The organism is Pseudohongiella sp. O18 (assembly GCF_021729085.1).
In the GTDB taxonomy this organism is placed as follows: Bacteria; Pseudomonadota; Gammaproteobacteria; order Pseudomonadales; family Pseudohongiellaceae; genus Pseudohongiella.
The window spans coordinates 903483-924282 of sequence record NZ_JAJSAR010000001.1 but is presented as its reverse complement, the minus strand read 5'-3'; the positions used below and the strand labels follow the sequence as shown (position 1 = coordinate 924282).

The 20800-nt window shown below is 55.9% G+C and carries 19 protein-coding genes; 4 read left to right on the top strand and 15 right to left on the bottom strand.

The window, feature by feature from the left end; all coding sequences use genetic code 11:
- Positions 1–12 precede the first annotated feature (12 nt).
- Entirely contained in the window at positions 13–306 is a 294-nt protein-coding gene (locus LVD14_RS04160) for a SelT/SelW/SelH family protein (protein WP_237132770.1), read from the top strand.
- On the opposite strand, the gene LVD14_RS04155 is transcribed toward LVD14_RS04160, so the two are convergent.
- Positions 295–840, bottom strand: coding sequence for a DUF924 family protein (locus tag LVD14_RS04155; protein WP_237132769.1), 546 nt, complete (start codon positions 838–840; stop codon positions 295–297). The two genes, LVD14_RS04160 and LVD14_RS04155, sit on opposite strands and share 12 nt — an antisense overlap.
- A 27-nt stretch (positions 841–867) precedes the next feature.
- Positions 868–1821, bottom strand: a complete 954-nt coding sequence (locus LVD14_RS04150; RefSeq protein WP_237132768.1) for a helix-turn-helix transcriptional regulator — start codon at positions 1819–1821, stop codon at positions 868–870.
- A 131-nt stretch (positions 1822–1952) separates the two neighbouring features.
- On the opposite strand from LVD14_RS04150, the gene LVD14_RS04145 reads away from it, so the two are divergent.
- Positions 1953–2576, top strand: a complete 624-nt coding sequence (locus tag LVD14_RS04145) for a glutathione S-transferase family protein (protein ID WP_237132767.1) — start codon at positions 1953–1955, stop codon at positions 2574–2576.
- 18 nt (positions 2577–2594) lie between these two features.
- Here LVD14_RS04145 and LVD14_RS04140 read toward each other — a convergent pair whose 3' ends face one another.
- From LVD14_RS04140 to LVD14_RS04125, 4 genes are all read right to left on the bottom strand, one after another.
- Entirely contained in the window at positions 2595–3398 is an 804-nt protein-coding gene (locus LVD14_RS04140; protein ID WP_411268253.1) for a penicillin-binding transpeptidase domain-containing protein, read from the bottom strand.
- A 62-nt stretch (positions 3399–3460) separates the two neighbouring features.
- Entirely contained in the window at positions 3461–3880 is a 420-nt protein-coding gene (locus LVD14_RS04135) for a MarR family winged helix-turn-helix transcriptional regulator (protein WP_237132766.1), read from the bottom strand.
- Between the two features lie 93 nt (positions 3881–3973).
- Positions 3974–5539, bottom strand: coding sequence for an amidohydrolase family protein (locus tag LVD14_RS04130; protein ID WP_237132765.1), 1566 nt, complete (start codon positions 5537–5539; stop codon positions 3974–3976).
- Between the two features lie 5 nt (positions 5540–5544).
- A complete protein-coding gene (locus LVD14_RS04125; protein ID WP_237132764.1) occupies positions 5545–7383 on the bottom strand; it encodes a monovalent cation:proton antiporter-2 (CPA2) family protein in 1839 nt (612 codons plus the stop codon).
- A gap of 242 nt (positions 7384–7625) precedes the next feature.
- Between LVD14_RS04125 and LVD14_RS04120 the strand changes: the two genes are divergently transcribed.
- Entirely contained in the window at positions 7626–9521 is a 1896-nt protein-coding gene (locus LVD14_RS04120) for a DUF885 domain-containing protein (protein WP_237132763.1), read from the top strand.
- A 6-nt stretch (positions 9522–9527) separates the two neighbouring features.
- Here the strand turns inward: LVD14_RS04120 and LVD14_RS04115 are convergent, their stop codons facing one another.
- The 9 genes from LVD14_RS04115 to LVD14_RS04075 all read right to left on the bottom strand — a co-directional run bounded on the left by LVD14_RS04115 (position 9528) and on the right by LVD14_RS04075 (position 18931).
- Positions 9528–10670 (bottom strand): alpha/beta hydrolase family protein, encoded by a 1143-nt coding sequence (locus LVD14_RS04115; protein ID WP_237132762.1) that lies wholly within the window; start codon positions 10668–10670, stop codon positions 9528–9530.
- 259 nt (positions 10671–10929) lie between these two features.
- Positions 10930–12813, bottom strand: coding sequence for a pyrroloquinoline quinone-dependent dehydrogenase (locus tag LVD14_RS04110; protein WP_237132761.1), 1884 nt, complete (start codon positions 12811–12813; stop codon positions 10930–10932).
- 105 nt (positions 12814–12918) lie between these two features.
- Positions 12919–13776, bottom strand: a complete 858-nt coding sequence (locus tag LVD14_RS04105) for a LytTR family DNA-binding domain-containing protein (protein ID WP_237132760.1) — start codon at positions 13774–13776, stop codon at positions 12919–12921.
- A 20-nt stretch (positions 13777–13796) separates the two neighbouring features.
- Positions 13797–14012: a TIGR02450 family Trp-rich protein gene (locus LVD14_RS04100; protein ID WP_237132759.1), complete on the bottom strand. Its 216-nt coding sequence runs from the start codon at positions 14010–14012 to the stop codon at positions 13797–13799.
- A gap of 4 nt (positions 14013–14016) precedes the next feature.
- Positions 14017–14373 carry a DUF2200 domain-containing protein gene (locus LVD14_RS04095; protein ID WP_237132758.1) on the bottom strand — a complete coding sequence of 119 codons (357 nt, stop codon included), beginning with the start codon at positions 14371–14373 and terminating at the stop codon, positions 14017–14019.
- A complete protein-coding gene (locus tag LVD14_RS04090; RefSeq protein WP_237132757.1) occupies positions 14370–15134 on the bottom strand; it encodes a YiiX/YebB-like N1pC/P60 family cysteine hydrolase in 765 nt (254 codons plus the stop codon). The genes LVD14_RS04095 and LVD14_RS04090 overlap by 4 nt, the downstream gene beginning before the upstream one ends.
- A 44-nt stretch (positions 15135–15178) precedes the next feature.
- Positions 15179–16378 carry an MFS transporter gene (locus LVD14_RS04085; RefSeq protein WP_237132756.1) on the bottom strand — a complete coding sequence of 400 codons (1200 nt, stop codon included), beginning with the start codon at positions 16376–16378 and terminating at the stop codon, positions 15179–15181.
- 52 nt (positions 16379–16430) lie between these two features.
- Positions 16431–17030 (bottom strand): DUF2306 domain-containing protein, encoded by a 600-nt coding sequence (locus LVD14_RS04080; RefSeq protein WP_237132755.1) that lies wholly within the window; start codon positions 17028–17030, stop codon positions 16431–16433.
- 50 nt (positions 17031–17080) lie between these two features.
- Positions 17081–18931 carry a carboxylesterase/lipase family protein gene (locus tag LVD14_RS04075; protein ID WP_237132754.1) on the bottom strand — a complete coding sequence of 617 codons (1851 nt, stop codon included), beginning with the start codon at positions 18929–18931 and terminating at the stop codon, positions 17081–17083.
- A gap of 155 nt (positions 18932–19086) precedes the next feature.
- Between LVD14_RS04075 and LVD14_RS04070 the strand changes: the two genes are divergently transcribed.
- Positions 19087–20796, top strand: coding sequence for a GGDEF domain-containing protein (locus LVD14_RS04070; RefSeq protein ID WP_237132753.1), 1710 nt, complete (start codon positions 19087–19089; stop codon positions 20794–20796).
- The last annotated feature ends 4 nt before the right edge of the window (positions 20797–20800 follow it).

The window sequence follows — 20800 nt, the reverse complement described above, 5'->3', positions numbered from 1 at the left end:
GAGATTTTGTGTATGAGTAATCATGTCGTTATAACTTATTGCACACAGTGTCGCTGGCTGCTGCGCAGCACCTGGATGGCTCAGGAGCTGTTGACGACTTTTGACCAGGAAATTGATGAGCTGACATTGCGTCCGGGCACTGGCGGGATATTCGAGGTGCATGCCAATGGTCAACGGGTCTGGTCACGCAAGGATGATGGCGGGTTTCCGGAGATTACTGTGCTTAAACAGAAAGTTCGGGATGTCATTGCGCCGGATCGCGACCTGGGACACGTGGACCGCAAAGCGAAGCAGTCAGAAACCTGAGCCGGGCTGCTTGAGAAACTCGACCTCTTCGTCCGTCGATTTTCGCCCCAGAATTTCATTGCGGTGCGGGTAGCGCCCGAAGCGGTCGATGATGACTTTGTGTTTTATCTCGAATTCATAGTTTTGCTTGGGCGCATGCTCCAGGAATAGCTGTTCAGCCTGTTGATGAATGACAGCTGACTCACTGTGCATGTAGGGCATCAGCAGAAAGGTTCGCTCATTCTCATTCAATTCCTGCAGCGCGCCATTGGCTACCGCTTCCTGCGCCAGCACCAGAGCCATCGCATCCTGCGCAAATGACTGTGGTGTCTCCCGATAAACATTCCGTGAAAACTGATCCAGCACGATGATCTCCGCCAGTCGGCCCGGGGCATCACGGCGCCACTCATAAAGCTCCGCCAGCGCTGCACGCCGCAGCGTGTCGCCAAACCGGCTTTCGATGGTGGCGTCGAAGTCAGTATCTTTTTTCCACCACATGGCTGGCTCTATTTCACGAAACCAGAAGTCCAGTACGTTCTGTGCTGATTGCGGCATTGAGTATTCTCCTGTAATTCCTGCAGCCTACAATGCTTCCCCAAGCTTGCCAATATAACTGCGAAAGGCATCGCGCAGGCCATCGGGGCCTTTGACAAGAAACGGAATCCGCAGCTGGACCAGCCACCAGATAAACCAGTCATAACTGTCAGTGCGCGTCTGCATCAGCCAGCCCTTATCCGTTTCCGTAAACACATTGGTGGTGCCCGGACAGAACCCGACTGTGCGCGTTAACGTATCTTCGTCGGTTTGCAGAAGCACCTCGACCGGCATGGTACGGGGCAGCTTCGACATACTGCTGCGCAGATGTTCGGCGGCATCAAAATTGGCGGGGCGCTTGAACGGCATGGCAAGTTGCCTGACACCACTGATGCGATCAAGCCGGAATGAGCGCATATCCTTACGCAAGTGACAGTAACCACTTACATACCAACGCCCCCTCAAGAACGCTAGCCCATAGGGATCAACCTGGCGCTCCAGCACCTCTCCATCGGGTGTGTGATAACGCAGAAAAACCCGTTTCTCAGACTGCGCCGCATGTGTCAGCGTCAGCAGCGCATTGTTGTCGAAGCTGCCTTCGACACGCGGCAGGATTACACGTGTGGTTTCACCAACAGCCCGTGCCCGTTGTTTTAGCCTGGGTGGCATCACACGTTCCAGCTTTGCCTGCACACTGGCGATGGCCGGCGCCGCCTCCACCAACCCAAGCTGCTGAGCGGCCAGAAGACCCAGCGACACGGCCAGCGTTTCCTCATCAGTGAACATCATCGGCGGCAACTTGAATCCGGCAACCAGCATGTAGCCGCCATAACGACCCTGCTCGGTGGTCACGGGAATGCCAAGATCTTCCAGTACGGTGATATAGCGTCTTACTGTACGCCGGTCGACCTGCAGACGCTGCGCCAGCTCCGCGCCACTGAGGCGACCATGGGTCTGCAGCAGTTCCAGCAGGGCGAGTACGCGCGTGGTCGGGCCGGACATGGGCGCCTCCGTGGGACGGGTAAGTCAGGTCAGGAAAGATAGTTACAAAACTACCATTTATATAGGGCGGAATATAACCTATATACGTCGTAAGCTGCTCGCGAACCAGAAATATCAACAAGGAGACAGGTATGAGCACGTTGACGCTGTACACCAACCCCTGGTCGCGAGGCCGGATCGCACGCTGGATGCTGGAAGAGATTGGCCAGCCTTACGAGGCCGTTGTTATCAGCTATGAAAAGGACATCAAATCACCGGACTACCTGGCCATCAATCCGATGGGTAAAGTACCAGCCCTGAAACATGGGGACATGGTGATCACGGAAGTCGCGGCCATTTGCACTTACCTGGCCGATCAGTTTCCTGATAAAAACCTGGCACCGCCGGTCGACAGTCCGCTGCGGGGATGCTACTACCGCTGGCTGTTTTTTATCGCCGGGCCGCTGGAAATGGCCACCACCGCTACCGCGTTTAACTGGGAGATCACGGAGAAGTCCGCCTCCTCGATTGGCAGTGGTCGAGTGATTGATGTCATGAGCACCCTGGAAAGCGCGCTGAAGAAAGGTCCGTATCTTTGTGGTGATCAGTTCACAGTGGCCGACCTGCTGTTGGCCAGCAATCTCGGCTGGGGCATGCAGTTCAAGACCATAGAGCCCCGCCCAGTGTTCTCTGAATACGTGGAACGCATCCAGGCCCGCCCGGCTCACAAACGTGCCACAGAGCTGGATGATGCGCTGGCACCGCTGCCAGGCTGAAATCGATCCTGATCTGCGTCAGAGTAAGCCGAGCGCCTGCAGACTGGCTTTACCCAGGCTCAGGCGTTCGTTCGCATCGGCGGGTTCTTCGATATCCATATTCAGGGCGAAGGTGTACCAGCGACCATCCTTTTGTAGCCAGCCTATCCACCAGCCGACACCCGCTTCAGGGGCGTTTTCCCAACCAGTGTCGCCGTATAGCTGCCAGTTCTCGCCGGACTCCAGCAACATCAGTTCACGTACGGTGGACAATAGTTCGCGGGGATACGGCAAGGCGTCACGCACCAGCAATGACAGAAACCTCACCTGTTCGACGGCGCTGATATGCAGAATGCCCTCTTCCCAGAACGGATCCAGTGTCGAGCCGAATTCACGATTGCCGTAAATCAGCGCCGAAATATGCTGCTGCATCTGACTGGGTCCGATCTCACGCGCCATGGTCTGATAAAAGGCGTCGTTGGCCAGGGTGAATGCTTCACGCAGGGACATGTCCCGCTCCCAGGCATCCACGCGTTGATCGCCACCCCGGTACGGAACAATCTCATCGAGACTGGCAACGGCGCCGGTCGACAGACCAATCAGCGTGTGAGCAATATTGAATGTTCCTGAAGGTGCGTAGCGCTGATTGGCCCGACGCAGGTTGAATCCCTGCATGTTCTGCTCAGTCACATCGAACAGGACAAAGGCACCTTCAACACCGGCATCCTGAAACAGCGCGGCCACCGCAGCCGACTCGTGCCAGTCGGCTGTTGATACATCCCGCTCGGCGGCAGATGCTGCTGTCGCGACCAACAGCAGCATGACAATTAACGTTTTCATCATGTAAACCTGGAGCAACTACCCAACCACAACAGTCGCTTACATTACACCAGGCACCGATGGATTCACAGCAGAGCGCTGATAAGTGCCTGCAGGGTGTTTTGCTCTGCCGGCTTTAGTGGCGCCAGCATCGACTGCGCGGACTGATCGAAGGTCGTGCCCGCATCTGCGAGAATTTTCTTGCCTGCCGACGTCAGCGTGACAAGACTGACACGCGCATCACGCTCAACCTGCTCCTTGTCTATCAAACCGGTCTTTTCCATCGGGTTGAGCAGGCGTGTTACACCGGAGGCACTCAGACCAACCTGCTGGGCCAGATCGATGCGCCGTAGCTTCTGCTCGGGCGCCTGCGCCAGTTGCCGCAGGACCATGTATTCGGTCAGGCTGATACCATGCAGAGACAATGGACCGCTCAGGGATTTTTCCAGTCGAGTGTTCAGGTTGATCAGACTGATCAACAAAGTGCTTTGTTTAATTGCGGTCATCGCGATTCTCCTTGCGAGATAGTTGAGGGCGCAACTATATTGACTTATATTTGATTAGTCAACTATCTCGCAAGAAGATTGCCTTGGCGGTAGTCAGAATCTGGGTAATGGTACTGGCCCGTCACGCAGGATTCGACCCCAGACCCGCTGTCCGATCTGATAGGCCTCTTCCATCAGTGCTGCTTCATCCACCGTCAACACACGGTGATTACGCATGACGAAACGACCATCGACCATTACTGATTCAATATCGGACGGCTGACCATTGTGAATCCAGGCCGACAGGATCCGGCCCGACGGCGTCAGATGCGGTTTCATGACATCCAGCACCAACAGATCCGCCTTCTTGCCCACTTCCAGCGAACCCAGGCTTTCGCCCATATTCACGGCGTGCGCACCATTGGTACAGCAGTCATGCAGCATGTCCTCCGGCTGAGGAAGAGTGCCAGGTATCTCATCATTGCGCTGGATGCGCTCCATGGAAATGGCCGTCTTTAAGACGTGCAGCATGTCATTGTTATTATTGTCAGTGCCCATGGAGATTCGAACGCCTGCCTCGCGCAGAGCAGTGACAGGCGGATTCACTCCGCGATTGGCCGCCATCGCTGCCTGATGACTGACAATCGTGTTGCTGCGCGCCAATGCAGCGATTTCAGTATCGTCGCAATAGCGGGCATGGGCTGCAAACAGACGCGGCCCAAGATATCCTTGTTGCTCCAGAAAGATAGCCGGGCGCACACCATGATACCGAAGCATAAAGTCGACCTCAGGCTGCGACTGGGTCATGTGAATGGTGTAACCCAGATTGTGCTGATCGGCAAAAGCCTTGACGTCGCGCAGCAACTGCGGGGAAGAAAGTTCCACCAATGCTGCCGCGGGAAACACCTGCACGCGGCCGTTGTCATGTCCATGCCAGGCGCTGTGCAGGTCGGCGATGCGCTGTATGCCCTCCTCCCGTAATCGATCGGAGTATCTTGGCGGAACGCTGTTCGCGAGACGCGGCGGTGACATCGGCCCGTCGACGGTTTCGATATCGCGTACCGACTCGGCAAACACCCAACGCTGTCCGGTTGATGCCAGCGCTGCGGCATCACGTGCAATGCCACCGACGTTCTGCACCACGGTCGTTGTGCCGCCACGCAGGGCTTCCAGCGCGCCTACCATGGACATCAACGTGGACTCTTCGGGCGATATCAGGCTGGCCGGGTTTTCTGGCAATTGCAGACTGTTGGGAAAACCGAAGTCTTCATTAAAGCCCTTGTCCAGCGCCTGAGCCAGGTGCGCATGACAATTGATCATTCCCGGCAGAATGGCCTTGCGACTGCCGTCGTACACTTCTGCATTTGGGAAACGGGCCATGATCTCGGCGGTGTCACCGATAGCGGCAATGCGATCGCCCTGCACGGCCAGCGCCACATTCAGCAGCGTGCGTCGTTCAGCATCATTGGTCACTACCGTCGTATTGGTGAACACAACCGTACCGTTATTGCCATTTGCAGACTGTTGTGCGTGACTGTTAAGCCCCGGCCAGATGGCTGCGCCTGCAACGGCCGTCGCACTCGCCAACAGGGCCCGCCTGGACAGCAGCGGACTACCAGCCAATTCAGGCTGACGGTACGAATCGTTCTGAGGACCTGCGCTTGTGTCCTTGTCTGACATCGGTATCACTCCTCTTCTTGTTGTTGTCGAGCATTAAGTTGTCTGGCCCACTCTGCATTCAGTTCGCGCACCTTGGTGACATAAGGCTGGTTCTCGTGGCTGGGGATTTTGGGATCGTACAGATCTGCCATCTCTCGCATATAACGTCGATCCACTGTTTCAAACTGCGCTGAAATGTCCCGCGCCCGCTCTTCCGAAATGCCCAGGGCGATCAAGGCTGAACGCGCCATGCGCAGGGAGCTGTCGAAGGTTTCGCGAATAATGTCACGGCACCCAACCGCCCACAGGTCGTAGACATGATGCCGGTCCACTGCGCGCGCAACAACGTGCAGATTCGGGAAATGCTCGACGGCATACCGCGTCATTTCAGTGATCTTTTCTTTATCGTTGATGGCAATCACCAGTAGATCGGCATTCGCAATCCCGGCCGCATTCAACAGGTCAGGACGTGTGGCATCGCCGTAGTAAACCTTGATGCCGTAAGCACGCAGCATTTCCAGCTGGGCCGAACTGTAGTCGATGACGGTGGTTTCAAAGCCGGCGCCACGCAGCATCCGGTTAGCGATGCCACCCACGCGACCGTGTCCTGCAATAATCACCTTGCAGGCCTGATCAATATTATCAGCCTGCCGTTCGGATTCACGCAGATAACGCGGCGCTATCAGGCGCTCGTGAATAATAAACAGCAGAGGTGTCAGCAGCATGGACAAGGCCACAATCAACAGCAGCTGGTCTGCCAACGTAACCGGTATCACAGCGCTGCTAACGGTGAACGAGAGCAGCACAAATCCGAACTCACCTGCCTGCGCCAGACCAAGTGCCACGAGCCACAGATTTGCGCCACGCAATCCAAACAGACTGCCTACCAGCCACAGCACCAAAACTTTGATAGCAATCAGCAGCAGCGTAAGTGAGACAATCAACAGCAGATTGTCGCCCAGCAATCCGAAGTTGATACCCGCTCCTACTGTCATGAAAAACAGGCCCAGTAACAGCCCTTTGAACGGATCGATATCCGATTCCAGCTCATGGCGGTATTCACTGTTTGCAAGCACAACTCCAGCCAGGAAAGTACCCAGTGCTGGAGAAAGGCCAACCAGCGACATCAACAGGGCGATACCAACCACCAGCATTAGCGCCGAGGCGGTGAACAGCTCACGCAGCCGTGCCATGGCGATAAAACGAAACAGCCGGGGAGTCAGCCAGCTACCGCCGAACACAACAACGGCGATCGCAGCCAGGGTCACCAGAGCCGTCTGCCACGCGTTCAGATGTGCGACCAGACTCATGCCTGCGTCGTGGTGATCAGCACCACCTGCACTCTGCAATTCTGGTAAAGCCAGCAACGGCAACAGCGCCAGCATCGGAATGACTGCAATATCCTGGAACAACAGGACCAGAAACCCGGCCTGACCGCCATCGGAACGCAACTGGCCTTTTTCTGTAAGTGTCTGCAATACGATTGCCGTTGATGACAGTGACAGCACCAGACCAACGGCCAGAGCCACTGACCAGTTCAGCCCCAGGGCAAGTGCGATGCCCATCACAGCCAGCACCGTTAACCCCACCTGCAATCCACCCAGACCCAGCAGGCGCATCCGCAACTGCCACAAACGATGAGGGTCCAGTTCCAGACCTACCAGAAACAGCATCATCACCACACCGAACTCGGCGAAGTGCTGCAGAGAAACCACATCCACGTTGAATAGGCCGAGCACAGGGCTGATGGCGATACCCGCGATCAGATAACCCAGAACAGAGCCCAGTTGCAGGCGTGAGGCCAGTGGCACAGCGATCACGCCTGCGATGAGGAATAGAAAAGTGAGAAACAGATAATCCGTCATGCCAGGCCCTTTATCTTACGCTCGTCAGAAAAGTTCCGTCTTGTTCGGGCCACACATGCCGGGCCGTCTGGAAAGTGTACCCGGCTTTTGTAGACTCCACCACGTTGCATCTGCATCGGGTCCCGCATTAGCTGCCTTGAGATCAACAGTCGATTCGGCGATACTTGCCGCAGACTTACCCGTCAACAACACATGATGTGGCGTTTTAAAAGAACGCTGCGCTAACCAAGGACTTACCCGCCATGTATAAACTGCTACTGCTATTGTCGCTGTCATTTTTACTTGCCGCCTGCGGACAACCGGATACGCCTGCGCCGACCACCGGCACGGAAACATCTGCAGATCTGACTGCCCCGGCTGAAGCCATCGAAGAAACAGCCCAGACCGAATCGGAGCGATTAAACGCCTGGTTCGATGAGAAATACGAAGAGCAACTACAGTTCAGCCCAATCAACTTGACCTTCCTGGGTCGCAAGGAGCGCTATGGTGACCTCGATGATATGTCTGTCGCCGCTGAAGAAGCGCAGCTTGAATGGCTGCTGGCCAGCGTCGAAGAGCTCGATGCCGAGTTCAACTACGATGACCTGAACCAGGAAGCCCAGACGTCCTGGGACATCTGGATGTACCAGGCCGATCAGGCGGTGCGTGCTGCCGAGTTTCGTTACAATGGTTTTGTTTTTGACCAGATGAATGGCGCCCAGGGCTTCCTTCCCACCTTCCTCATCAGCTTCCACAACGTGGAATCGGTGTCTGACTACGAAGCACTGGTTTCGCGAATCAGCCAGGCCGGCCGCGCCATGAATCAACTGCTGGACCGTGCCATTGAGGCAGGTGACCGTGGTGTGATCATGCCCGGCTTTGCGCTCGATGGTGTCATCGAACAATCCGAGAAAGTGATCACTGGTGCGCCCTTTACAGAGGCCGGCGATGATTCAGACATCTGGGCTCACGCAAAAGCACAGGTAGCAAATCTGGTAGAAGCCGGCCAACTGGAACAACCTGACGCCGATGCGCTGCTGGACAGCACCCAGGATGCTCTGATCAATGATTTCGCCCCGGCATTCCAGCGCGTCATTGACTGGGCGCAGGCAGAACAGGAAAACGTTCCTGAGGTCTCCACCGGTCTGGTCGCTCAGCATAATGGTGCTGCCTACTACGACTACCTGCTGTCTACCTACACAACCACCGACCTGACTGCTGATGAAATTCATGAAATCGGCCTGGCTGACGTGGCACGTCTGCGTGGCGAGATGGAACAGATCAAGAATGAAGTCGGCTTCGATGGCACGCTGCAGGAGTTTTTTGTCATGCTGCGTGAAACCCGGGACGATGAGCGTTTCTACTTCCCGAATACCGACGAAGGTCGTCAGGGTTACATCGATGAAGCCACTGCAGCGATAGAAAATATCAAGTCTGTGCTGCCTGACTATTTCGCAACCCTGCCCCAGGCTGATCTGGTTGTACGCCGCGTGGAAGCATTCAGGGAACAGGATGGTGCCGCACAGCACTATTACCCGGGCACGCCTGACGGCAGTCGTCCCGGTGTTTACTACGCGCACCTGTCCGACATGACGGCCATGCCCAAGTCGGAGCTGGAAGTGATTGCCTACCATGAAGGTCTGCCGGGCCATCACATGCAGATTTCCATTGCGCAGGAACTGGAAGACATGCCGATGTTCCGCACCCAGGCTGGATTCACGGTTTATTCGGAAGGCTGGGGGCTTTACTCTGAATATCTGGCGAGTGAAATGCCTGGCACCTATGAAGATCCCTATTCACGATTTGGCCGACTGACCTCGGAAATGTGGCGCGCCATTCGCCTGGTCGTCGATACCGGATTGCACGCCAAAGGCTGGACCGAGCAGGAAGCCGTCGACTACTTCCAGGCTAACTCCTCAGTACCGCTTGCCGCGATCCGTTCCGAAATCCGTCGCTACATCGTCATGCCGGGACAGGCCACTTCCTACAAAATCGGCATGAACCGGATACTGGAGCTGCGTGCCGAAGCTCGCGAGCAACTCGGTGAAGACTTTGACATTCGTGGTTTCCACGACGCCATCCTGCTCGGCGGCGCCATGCCGCTGCACCTGCTCGAGCGTCGAGTCGACCAGTGGGTTTCTTCCGTTCAGAACCAGTAAGGCTGATTACTGATTCGCCGTGACGCTTAAGTCCGGCGAATTCTCCGCCGCCAGGTCCTGCTGCAGATACTGCAACATGGCCTGACGGCGCGACGACTCTTCCGCAAATGAGCTTTCCAGAAATGCGTAAACGGCCAGCCTTGTCAGCATCTGCTGCTGACCTGGCCGCATGGCGCGCGGAAAGCTTTCCATGGCACAAGGCGTTGATACCGTCGCCGTAATGCCCGCGGCAAGATTGGCTTCCAGAATCGAATCCTGTTCTTCCTGATCCCGTTCCAGTCCGCTGACCAGCATGGGGCAGACGAGTTCATCAGGATGTTCGAACCAGCGCATGAAAGTGCTCGAGATACCGGCGAATCCGGCATGACTGCCCTGGTCCAGTGTTACCAGTAAACTATTGTCCACTCTCTCAGGAATACTGGCGGCATTATCCTGGTAAGGAACGATGGCATCGCTGCTGCCGGCGATCATCATGAAGGGAACATCGGCGTTATCGAAGAAACCGGACTGCAACATCGCACTCGGGCCTGCAATCGACACCGACATCTTGATGCGGCTGTCCCGTTCACTCGGATGGAAGGTGACCAGTTGTGTGGTAAGACCACCCAGTGACAGGCCAACTGCGGCTATCCGCTCCTCATCGATCAAGCCAGACAGCTCGTCGTCTGTCGCCATGCTACGCGCCAACATCGAGTCAATAATAAAGGAGACATCTCCCGCCTGATTAATCACATCAGTGACAGTGGGGCCACCCGGTGCACCGCCATTACTGAGCGGATAGTCGACGGCGACCAGCACATAGCCTTTGGGCACCAGAAATTCGGCAAGATTGTCAGCCTCACCGACCGAGGACATGAAACCGTGGCTATATACGATCAGCGGGAATGGCGCCTGCCCCACATCCTCCGGGAACCAGACGAACCCGTCCAATTGCCGCGCCGGGTCACCCGCATAATCGCCATTGGCGCTGGTTGGCCGAGAGCTGTCTATAAGAGAGATCGACTCCCGGCGCATGCCCAACTCGCCAGGCGAGTACAAGCTAGCGCTGATCGCTCCGTCCGGTGTTGGCAGGTTCGGATTCATTACATAAACAGCAGCAACTGCGACCAGTGCAACAACAATAACTACAGCTTTTCCCAGACGATTCATGTTCTGTTCCGACTCTTTCGCTCAGTGTTTGCCTGATAGTGGCTCGCGATGGCCAGGCAACACAAGTGACAGTAGTAACTTAATTGATGTTTGTTGGCATGTCAGCCGCAAAATATGATTAATTTGGGTTCGCGAGGAAGCTACGAAACCACTGCACATCAGGACCAAAGAAGTTTTTTATGGAGGTGACAAGTAAATTAAATCGGCAGAATGTGTCTCGTGAACGCATCACTTTGCTCAATTGAATACACCATTGCGGTCACTCCAGCCGGAAAGCCATCACATAGTCGCCAATCTCTGTGCCAAGTTGCCCATGACCTCCAACAGCCACAACGATGTACTGGCTGCCATCCACTTCGTAACTTATCGGTGTCGCCATGGCTGGCGCGGGAAGTCGATACTCCCAAAGCTGCGCGCCGCTCATCAGATCAAAGATGCGCAGGTTATTCTCTGCTGCTGCACCTATGACGACCAGGCCGGAAGCAGTGACCAGTGGGCCGCCCATATTAGGCACTCCCCAATCAAAATTGGGCACAGGCGCTGGTGCCAGGTCTCGAATAGAGCCAAGTGGAATTTCCCAGAGAATGTCGCCAGCCCGCAAATCCATCGCCACAAGCTTGCCCCATGGCGGACGCGTGCACGGCAGGCCCAAAGGTGACAGAAAAATTTTTCGAGCCATCGCGTATGGAGTTCCGCGCTGCGGGGAAACCTGCCAACCTTCAAGCTCTCCACCGTCAATCAGAGCAGTCAGATCATCACGGAGTATCAGCCGGACAATCGCAGGCACCTGGTTCACATTGGCGACGGCGATCTGTCGTTCTGCATCGACTGCCACACCTCCCCAATTGGAACCCCCGGCATAACTTGGATACAGGATGGTGCCCTGCAACGATGGCGGCGTGAAAATACCCTCGTTGCGTGACTCCCGGATTGTCTTCTTGCAACTGAGTCGGTCAAACCAGGCGATACCGAAGGCGTCATCCTCGGTCAGCGCCCGGTGCTCGACCAGAGGTGGCAGAGCAGAGAAAGGCTGGCTCGGCGATACCTGCTCGCCAGGAACATCGCTGGCAGGCACTTGCCGCTCGTCGATGGCATGAATGGGTAAACCGTTTGACCGATCAAAGGTATACATCATTCCAGTTTTTGTAACGACCAACACGGCATCAACGAGCTCACCATTGCGTTGCAAACTGGTCAGCACGGGCTGCGCCGGTACGTCATAATCCCAGATATCGTGATGGACGAACTGCTGATGCCAGACCACTTCACCTGAGTCTAGCGCAAGCGCCACCACAGAGTTCGCATAGTGGTTGTCGCCGGGACGTTCACCACCGTAAAAATCCGGACTGGGTGAAGATGTAGCCAAAAACGCGAGACCGCGCTCCACGTCAACCGAGATGGGAGGCCACACATTGGCAGAGCCTGACTCGCCACCTGGTAATGGATCCCACATCCAGTTGAGTGCTCCACTCCTAGCATCCAGCGAGCGGACGATCCCCCTCGGCGAGGCAACTTCCTGATTGTCACCAATGGCGGATCCAACGATCAACACATCACCAGCTACCGCTGGCGGTGAGGTAATGCCATAGTAACCAGCAAGGTTGTCGTGGTTGCCCACGCCCTCGCGCATGTCCACTCTGCCATTGTTGCCAAAATCCGCACAGGGCCGACCGGTCTCGGCATCAAGCGCGTGAACGAATCCGGTCAGTGTCCCAAGGAAAATTCGATGCGGGCATGCCACAGACTCTCCGTGCCATATGCTGACACCGCGCGAGGCACTTTCCGAATACGCGATATCACGCGGAATGCCAGCATCAAAGCGCCAGCGTTCTGCGCCGCTTGCAGCATCCACTGCCACCACCTGATTGGCGCTGGTGCTCAGATACAGTGTCCCCTTCCAGATGACTGGATTAGCCTGAAAGGAATGCCCTTTGTACACAAACCCTTCATTAAGGTCGCCGGTGCGATACGTCCAGGCCAGCGACAGCTGCTGCAGGTTCTGCGCGTTTATTTCAGTCAGGTGCGTAAACTGCTGGCCGCCAGGGCCACCATAACGGTCCCATTGCTGGGCATGCGTCATCGTCATCGCAATGCCGGACACGACCAGCAGCACAACAGTTTTCAGGATTCTTTCAGGGCTCATGAACAGCGCTCCGCACTACAGTCAGTGAGCTGATAATACCCAGTAGTAGGTGCAGTGTAGTTACTTTGTGGCCTGGGGACGGATGCTGTGACGAAACCCACGCATTCAGGGATGAATGGTGGCGGCTTGCCCGGACAGCTGCTGTTTCAATGCCGGCAGGTAGGTTTTGCTGACCGGGACCAGTGTGCCATTGGTCAGCTCAAGCTGCAGCTCGCCGGACTCTTTCAGGGCGGAAACCCGGGAAAGGTTGACGATGGCTGTGCGGTGTATGCGCAAAAACAACGCGGGATCCAGCTGCGACACCATACCCGACAGGGTCATCCGCATCGGATAGCTGCGATCAGCGCAATGCAGTAATACGTAATTACCCGCCGATTGCACCCAGTCTATCTGTTCTGACTTCACCAGATAGGAACGATCAAGCATGCTGACCAAAAACTGGTGCCTGAACGCCGGCGACGGATCGGATTGAGCGTCTATAAACCCCGCTTCTCCCTGCAGGCGTTCCAGTATAAAGCGGTAGCTGACAATCAGCAGAACCATACACAGGTATACCAGCAGCCCCTTGCGCATTTCGTACAGCAGACCCAGCAGCAACGGCCCGAATTGGTAACTGCCGCCCGCCAGCGTCCAAAAAATCTTGCGCATGGCGACGAACAGGGCAACATGCGCCAGGCTGAAACTTATGGCTGCAGGAACATGCCAGAGAATGCGCCAGCGAACATTTGACCAGGAGAGATTCAGCCTTTCAATAAACCATACCAGAAGCGGGATCAGTGGCAGCACAGCCAGGGTGCCAGTCAGCTCAGACACCAGGGCAGGTATCCAGTCGGCTGACATGCCTTCCCGCACCCGCTCCAGAATCTTGGACGTGGCATTGACCAGACCGAACAGGGTGGTCATTGCGACAAAGGCCGCGACTTCATACCAGCGGCGCTTTTCCAGATATTGCTTAAGGGTCATATAACACGATCACCGCACTATTATTTCCAGCCCTGCAACCAGTGTTCCGATGACTGCAGTTCACGCCAGTCAATCGACCGGGCCTGCCCACCATGAACCGCCGTGATACGGCAGTCGATGACCTGCCCACTGGCATCATAAACCACACGGGTGACCTCAAAGTGCTTTTGCTTTTCGACAGGGTGACAGGCAGTCCATTTGCTGTGCAGCAGTTTCTTGGGGTTGAGTTGATTCATGGGCTCACATCTGCCTGAGAATTTTCTCCATGGCCTTGCCTTTGGCAAGTTCGTCTATCAGTTTGTCCAACCACCGGATCTGCTGCATCAGAGGGTCTTCGATATCCTCAACACGTACACCGCAAACCACTCCCTTTATATTGGCGGTGGCCGGGTTCATGGCGGGCGCCTGTGCAAAGAATGATTCAAAGTCTGTCTGCCTGTCCAGCTGCTGTTGCAGGCCGGCCTGATCGTAACCCGTCAGCCACTCAATGATCTGGTCAACCTCGGCCCTGGTGCGTCCTTTTCGCTCTGCCTTCTGGACGTACATTGGATAGACTTTGGCGAACGGCATCGAGTAGATCTTGTGTCCTGTATTCATGACTGCGTCACCTCATCAAATTCTACATCCCGAGCCATGGACTGGCGCAGTTTCTCAAAGCTGAAGCCGCGCTCCAGTGTGGGTTTGACAATACGAAAGTTCGGCGACAGGTCGAAATCACCCGGCACATAATGCGTGTAATGACGCTGTATGGTGACCTGCTGCCCTTTGCGGTCTTCCACACGGATGAACTCTGGCAGAATGGGATAACCCACTGACAGGAATGCTTCAGCGATCAGGGTTGAGCATATAGCTCGGGTGGGCTCACCGCTGCCGAATGTAATGAGTTCCCGTCGCAATCGATTGGGAACAGCCGGCTTCTGAATCAGGTATCGCGCCAGGTCGAATATATTACGCAGATCGTAGACGTGACCCAGGCGCTCGCGGGCAAAATTGATAATCGTGTCGCGTGTGGTGTCACTGATACCAACGGGGCGACAGATACGCACATTGTACTGTTCGTATTTGCTCAGCGGCACCATGATGACCCCCTGTGTCAGATCTGCTTCGATCAGCGATGGCTCATCAGGATCACATTTACTGGCGCCGACATACAGGCATGCGTGTGACCAGGTGGACTGTGTGAGATATTTTATTGCTGTACTGATGCGGCTGTTGCCATCGACCAGCAGAATGTCACCGGGCTGCAGTACATCCATCACCTCCTGCAAAGAGGTGCGGCTGAGTCGCTCGTAACCGGGACGGGGTTTGCTGAGGTAATTGGCAAGGCCGCGGCCAATTGCGGAGAACAGCGGGTTCATGGTGTTCCTCTACACGGATATGTTCCTGGTGCCGAACAACAACTTTATTCTGCGCGGGCCTGTGTCCTGGCAACCGCCGTGCTGCCATAACTGGCGACGGCACCCACAAGCATCAGGACGGCACTCAACGCAAACGTCAGTCTGAAGTCCTGTTGCCAGTCTATCAGCAATCCCGCCAGCGCCGGACCCACCAGTTGCCCCAGTGCAAAAAATACGGTCACAAAACTGACCGCCATGGCGGCATGCTGCGGTTTAACGGTGCTTGTTGCCGCGGCCAGTACGGAAGTAAACAGTCCAGAAACTGACAGGCCGGTCAGCACAAAGTGAACCGTAAATGCCAGAGTGACTGGCCAGACTACCGGCAGTAACGTTGCGAATATGGCGACACACATACAGAAGGTCAACGCGCGCCCATGCCCTACCCGGTCTGCCAGCCAGCCCCATATTGGCCCGGAGAAAATTGACATAAAGCCCATCACCGCCACCAGCCGACCCGCCGTTGGCGCTGGCACACCAGCATCCAGCGCAAAGCTGTACATAAACAGCACCTGGACAATATAGGTAAGACCAACTATGCCGTAAATCATGGCCATTCGCACCACGTGGGGATTTCGATAAACGGTTTTCAGCCCCTGCACCATGGACACGGGCATCTCATGCTGAGGCGGGTTGCGCAGAAAGACTGCCACCATGGCAATAACAAATAGCGCGATAGCGGCGAATCCGGCCCAGATCATACGCCAGGATGCCTCTTCGCCGGACTGGGTAATAACCGGTACCAGCGAGCCTGCCAGCAATATGCCAATTCCGACGCCACTGCCGGAAAAGCCGATCACCATGCCACGACGCTCGGGGTACCAGGCGCCCAGCAGCGAAACCAGCGGTGTGAATGTGAAGGCCGTGCCGAACCCCATCAGAGTCATGCACAGCATCAGCAAGGGATAAGCCGAGAATTGACTCAGGCCCGCAAAACCACAGGCAGCGAGAGAAAGACCCAGCAGAATCGACCGTTTGCCACCGTGCCGGCCTGCAAACACACCCGCATAAAGCAGCAATACCAGATATCCCAGCGCTGTGACCGTGCCCAGATTGGCCGCCTGGGTATAAGTCAGCCCCAGGGTTTCGCGCATGACCGGCAGCACCAGCCCGTATGCCAGTCGACCAAACACGACCGCCACCAGCGTGCACAGCATGCTGATCGGAACCAACAGGTAAATGGGCGGTCGATTGACAGGCACTGACATGAGTTACGGTTTCCGGAAAAGCCGCAGAGTCTACCACAGATGAAACCGGGCCTCAGCGTCGCGGTATCAAGGCTGCAACAAACACCCACTCAGCGATGATCAGATTGGGAACCCAGGCCAGCCAGGCGATCGCCGGATAGGCCTGTTCAAACGGGATACCCTGCATTAAAAATAATGGCAGATAGATTCGCAGGGTTACGGCTCCCAGCGTCAACGCATAGCTGCGTATCATCCAGCGCTGATGTGCGACGATGTCACGCCGCAGGATGTAACGAAAGGCCAGACCGGTGCTGAGCAACCAGCATACCGCCAGAACCAGAAATCCCGCCTGGGCTGCCAGTCCACCTACCGAATAAAAAGCCAGCGTGAAGCCAGCGATACCACCTACCAGGACACCGGCAACATAGACGCGTCCCAGCCATCGATGCAGCTTTGTGTATTTTTTGCGAAGGCCGGCGTGGAACTGGCTGGCTCCTGCCAGCAGAACAATTCCGCCACCCAAAAAATGCAGCACTGAGGCACTGGGCGCCTGCAGCACAATATCGCTGACAAAACTGTTTCTGACTGCTGGTACAAATCCGAGCGCCAGCGCATAAGCACTGACTCCGAAGGCTGCAAACAGCATCAGATACCACATTGCGTTTCTGGCCATAACCCCATTACTCCCTGTGTCAGACAACCGCGTCGGCCAGCCGGGTTTAATTAGCGCACCGCACACCCGCCTTCGATTAATACCGCGTACTCGTCGGCATCAAATGCCTCAGTGCCGCCAAACGTGGACAGATAAGTTCGACAACGATTTTGCGGATCACTCCAGGTCTCGGCCATAAACTGCGCCTTGATGCTTTCCAGCGTGACTTCTTCATCCATCATGCGAATGCCGCCGTCATTGGCCGAATCGAGGATCAATGTCTTTGGATTGCCTTCGCCATTTTGCCAGGGCTGCCATACCGGCAGGTCGCCGTCGCGCCCACGGTCTGTCTCACCCGTATAGGCAAAATTTGACCAGTAGGACATCATTGCCGCTGACAGTTCATCGCGTCCCGGGTTGGTCGCTTCGTGATAGAGCGCGTCTCCGGGTATGAAACCAACATCCCAGTCACCAAAAATAAATGCCATTTCCGTCGAGTGCGCCGCGCCGATAGCAATCGACATATCCATTCCTGCGTCGCTGATTCGCTGTTCATCCCAGTCAAAGCGGAAGGCATACACCGGGGCATCCTGCGCTGGTGCCATGCGACGTGCCAGGTTGTCGACACCACGCCATTTCCACTGGATTGACGGGTAATGTGCGAAGCGAATGTATTCGTCAGGATCGTTACGAATCAGGTCTGCCATCGCAGCATAAAGATAGATACGGCGCTCATCGCGATTGGTGCCGAGAATGATCGGCACCTGGTTGTAATCTCCCGAAGCCAGTTGATCCAGCGGATCCTGCTCGACAAACACCGTACCGTCCATGAACTTTTTGGGCGCCGGGTAATTGCGGGCAGCTTCCGGGTTATAGAGCTGAAGGAAGGATGCAGCGTCCTGACTGTAAAGAAGCTCTCTGATCTCCTCATCACTCATCAGACCCTGCAACTCTTTGGCGCTGTCGCGATCAGGCGCGCGTCCGTCCCGCACCAGTATCTTGTTGATGATTTCGCGGGAGCTGTGTTCGTGCCCCGGGACATCGTCATCGACATAGTTCACGCCTTCCGCCAGTGGTGTTGTATCGATACCACCACTCTGCACGATGGCCCGATGGAACAAACCTTCCGCCATTGGCGATGTGACCAGACTCATGACATTTCCACCACCCGCTGACTCACCAAATATTGTGACGTTATCGGCGTCACCGCCAAAGGCAGCAATATTTTCCTGAACCCAGAGCAGGCCAGCAATAGTATCGACTGTACTCCAGTTGCCACTGGCCGCGGCTCCGCTGGCGCCCGGTTCCAGAATGGCCGGGTGATAGAACCAGCCCAGACTGCCAAGCCGGTAATTGACCGTCACAACAATCACATCCTGTGACTGCGCCAGCTCACCGCCATTGTAGTCACCTGCGTAACCACTGTTGTTGCCGCCACCAAAAATCCAGTACATCACCGGAAGCTGCTCTCCCTCCGGGATGTCTGAAGGCGCATAAACACTCAGATAAAGACAGTCTTCGCTGCCCACGATGCCATCGCCATCAGGATCCGCAATACCGGCACTCAAGGACGAGCTGAACTGCACACAGGGCTGGATTGTTTCACTTGCCTCATACACGCCCGTCCAAGGCTCAGGTGGTTGTGGTAACTTCCAGCGCAGATCCCCAACGGGAGGCTGCGCGTAGGGGATATTGCGCCATGCCAGGCTGCCATCCGCCTGCACCGCGCCGCGCAGCTCGCCTTGAGCGATTGACCGCAAGGTCGGATCCGTGGGCGCTGATTCCGTCGCGGCACTATTCGATTCCATCGTCGATGATTGAGGCGCGGAGTTCTGTTCCTGGCTGCACGCTAGCAGCAACGCCGCGAGTGCCACTACTGACAGGAATGCCTTCAACGGTTGATGAGTGTTTTTGTATGACATTCGCATAACTGAATACCCTGCCCCCGATTACTCACTAACCATTAACTGTATGGGGTAATCCTCTGCATTACCACCCCGTCAGTATACCCAGACCACATAAACGGTGTGTATACTGCCAGACACAATGCGCAAAAAATGATCGGACAAGAAAACAAATGCGGGACAGCATATTGTTTAACTTTCATGGTGTGTTGTTGCGATGCGGCGGCATGCCGATGCGCGCGACACGTGGCATCTTATTGCCAATGCTCACTGCTGCAGTGCTGACCAGTCTGCCCAACATCAGTCACTCTCAACAAAACCCAGAACTGCAGCACATTAGCGTGCAACTGAAGTGGGCGCATCAGTTTCAGTTCGCCGGTTACTATGCTGCGCTTCATCAGGGCTTTTACGAAGAGGCCGGCCTGGATGTCACATTGATTGAACATCTGCCTGGTCTCACTCCTATCGACCAGCTCATGGGTGGTCGGGTAGAGTTTGCGGTCGCGGACACGGGCGCGTTGCTCTACCGGGCAAGCGGTGTCCCAATCGTGGTGCTGGCTGCCATCTTTCAGCACTCGCCATCTGCTTTAATATCCCGAGCTGACACCGGCATTAACACCCTGGCCGATTTACGCAACAGGCGCGCAATGCTGGCCGGCGGCTTTATGAATGCCGAACTGATGTCAATGCTGCGGCAGGCTGGCATCACCAGCAATGACTTTACGCTAGTGCCTGGCAACACCTCTATCGATGTACTCATCAACGGCGGGACTGATGCCTACAACGGCTACACTACCAATGAGCCCTACATGCTGGAACAGCGCAATGTCCCATTTCGGGTATTCCTGCCGCAGGACTACGGCGTCGATTTTTATGGCGACATCCTGATCACACGCGAATCGCTTTTGAACACACAGCCTGAGGTCGTCGCCAACTTTAGACAGGCCACAATTCGGGGTTGGGAATATGCTGTTGCCAACATTGAAGAGATGGTTGACCTGATCATGACCGACTACAACACCCAACAGAAATCCAGGGAACACCTGATGTTCGAAGCACGGGAGTCAGCACGCCTGATACTGTCCAACGTTGTGCCTGTTGGTTATATGAACCTGGAGCGCTGGCAGCGCATCGAAAACATATTCAGGGAGCAGGGACTGTTGGACGTTCCGGTCGATCTCGCGGGTTTTGTCTACGTGCCCTCGCAGCAGGACAGTCTCTGGTCCCTGCTAATGCGCTACCGCTTCGCACTTGCTGCCACCACAGCGCTAATCCTGGCGGCTCTGCTTACGCTGCACGTATGGCGTCTTCGAGCACTGGTTGCGCTGCGGACTCGCGAGCTGGAAGCAGCCCGGCATCAGGCTGAATCGGACGCCAGAACCGATGCCTTGACAGGCCTTTCCAACCGGCGTCTTTTCCTCGAAAGCCTTGATCGCGACTTGAGCCGCGCCGCGCGTGGCCAGTGCAACCTGGCGCTGATCAGTATCGATATTGACCACTTCAAACGCGTGAACGATCAGTATGGCCACCTGGTGGGGGACGAGGTACTCAAAGGGGTGGCTTCAGCGCTGGCTGGCTGCGCTCGCTCTGGCGATCTGGTGGCACGCACGGGTGGTGAAGAGTTTGCCGTTATCTGTCTCAACACCGATGCGTCAGAGGCCCGCTTGCTTGCTGAACGCATGCGACAGCAGGTCGCCAGTATGGACATCAACACCGTTGATGCTCGCATTTCATTAACGCTCAGCCTGGGTATTGCCGCCTATCAAGTGGGGGACACCACCATCAGCATTATGGCACGAGCCGACGATGCCCTTTACGCCGCCAAGAATCGTGGCCGTAACCGGGTGATCTGCGCGGAAAACGCCGGCACTGCACCCGAATAGTGCA

Coding starts and splice junctions, on each gene's coding strand:
- LVD14_RS04160 (WP_237132770.1), top strand. CDS start 13: ATGAGTAATCATGTCGTTATAACTTATTGCACACAGTGTCGCTGGCTG.
- LVD14_RS04155 (WP_237132769.1), bottom strand. CDS start 840: ATGCCGCAATCAGCACAGAACGTACTGGACTTCTGGTTTCGTGAAATA.
- LVD14_RS04150 (WP_237132768.1), bottom strand. CDS start 1,821: ATGTCCGGCCCGACCACGCGCGTACTCGCCCTGCTGGAACTGCTGCAG.
- LVD14_RS04145 (WP_237132767.1), top strand. CDS start 1,953: ATGAGCACGTTGACGCTGTACACCAACCCCTGGTCGCGAGGCCGGATC.
- LVD14_RS04140 (WP_411268253.1), bottom strand. CDS start 3,398: ATGATGAAAACGTTAATTGTCATGCTGCTGTTGGTCGCGACAGCAGCA.
- LVD14_RS04135 (WP_237132766.1), bottom strand. CDS start 3,880: ATGACCGCAATTAAACAAAGCACTTTGTTGATCAGTCTGATCAACCTG.
- LVD14_RS04130 (WP_237132765.1), bottom strand. CDS start 5,539: ATGTCAGACAAGGACACAAGCGCAGGTCCTCAGAACGATTCGTACCGT.
- LVD14_RS04125 (WP_237132764.1), bottom strand. CDS start 7,383: ATGACGGATTATCTGTTTCTCACTTTTCTATTCCTCATCGCAGGCGTG.
- LVD14_RS04120 (WP_237132763.1), top strand. CDS start 7,626: ATGTATAAACTGCTACTGCTATTGTCGCTGTCATTTTTACTTGCCGCC.
- LVD14_RS04115 (WP_237132762.1), bottom strand. CDS start 10,670: ATGAATCGTCTGGGAAAAGCTGTAGTTATTGTTGTTGCACTGGTCGCA.
- LVD14_RS04110 (WP_237132761.1), bottom strand. CDS start 12,813: ATGAGCCCTGAAAGAATCCTGAAAACTGTTGTGCTGCTGGTCGTGTCC.
- LVD14_RS04105 (WP_237132760.1), bottom strand. CDS start 13,776: ATGACCCTTAAGCAATATCTGGAAAAGCGCCGCTGGTATGAAGTCGCG.
- LVD14_RS04100 (WP_237132759.1), bottom strand. CDS start 14,012: ATGAATCAACTCAACCCCAAGAAACTGCTGCACAGCAAATGGACTGCC.
- LVD14_RS04095 (WP_237132758.1), bottom strand. CDS start 14,373: ATGAATACAGGACACAAGATCTACTCGATGCCGTTCGCCAAAGTCTAT.
- LVD14_RS04090 (WP_237132757.1), bottom strand. CDS start 15,134: ATGAACCCGCTGTTCTCCGCAATTGGCCGCGGCCTTGCCAATTACCTC.
- LVD14_RS04085 (WP_237132756.1), bottom strand. CDS start 16,378: ATGTCAGTGCCTGTCAATCGACCGCCCATTTACCTGTTGGTTCCGATC.
- LVD14_RS04080 (WP_237132755.1), bottom strand. CDS start 17,030: ATGGCCAGAAACGCAATGTGGTATCTGATGCTGTTTGCAGCCTTCGGA.
- LVD14_RS04075 (WP_237132754.1), bottom strand. CDS start 18,931: ATGTCATACAAAAACACTCATCAACCGTTGAAGGCATTCCTGTCAGTA.
- LVD14_RS04070 (WP_237132753.1), top strand. CDS start 19,087: ATGCGGGACAGCATATTGTTTAACTTTCATGGTGTGTTGTTGCGATGC.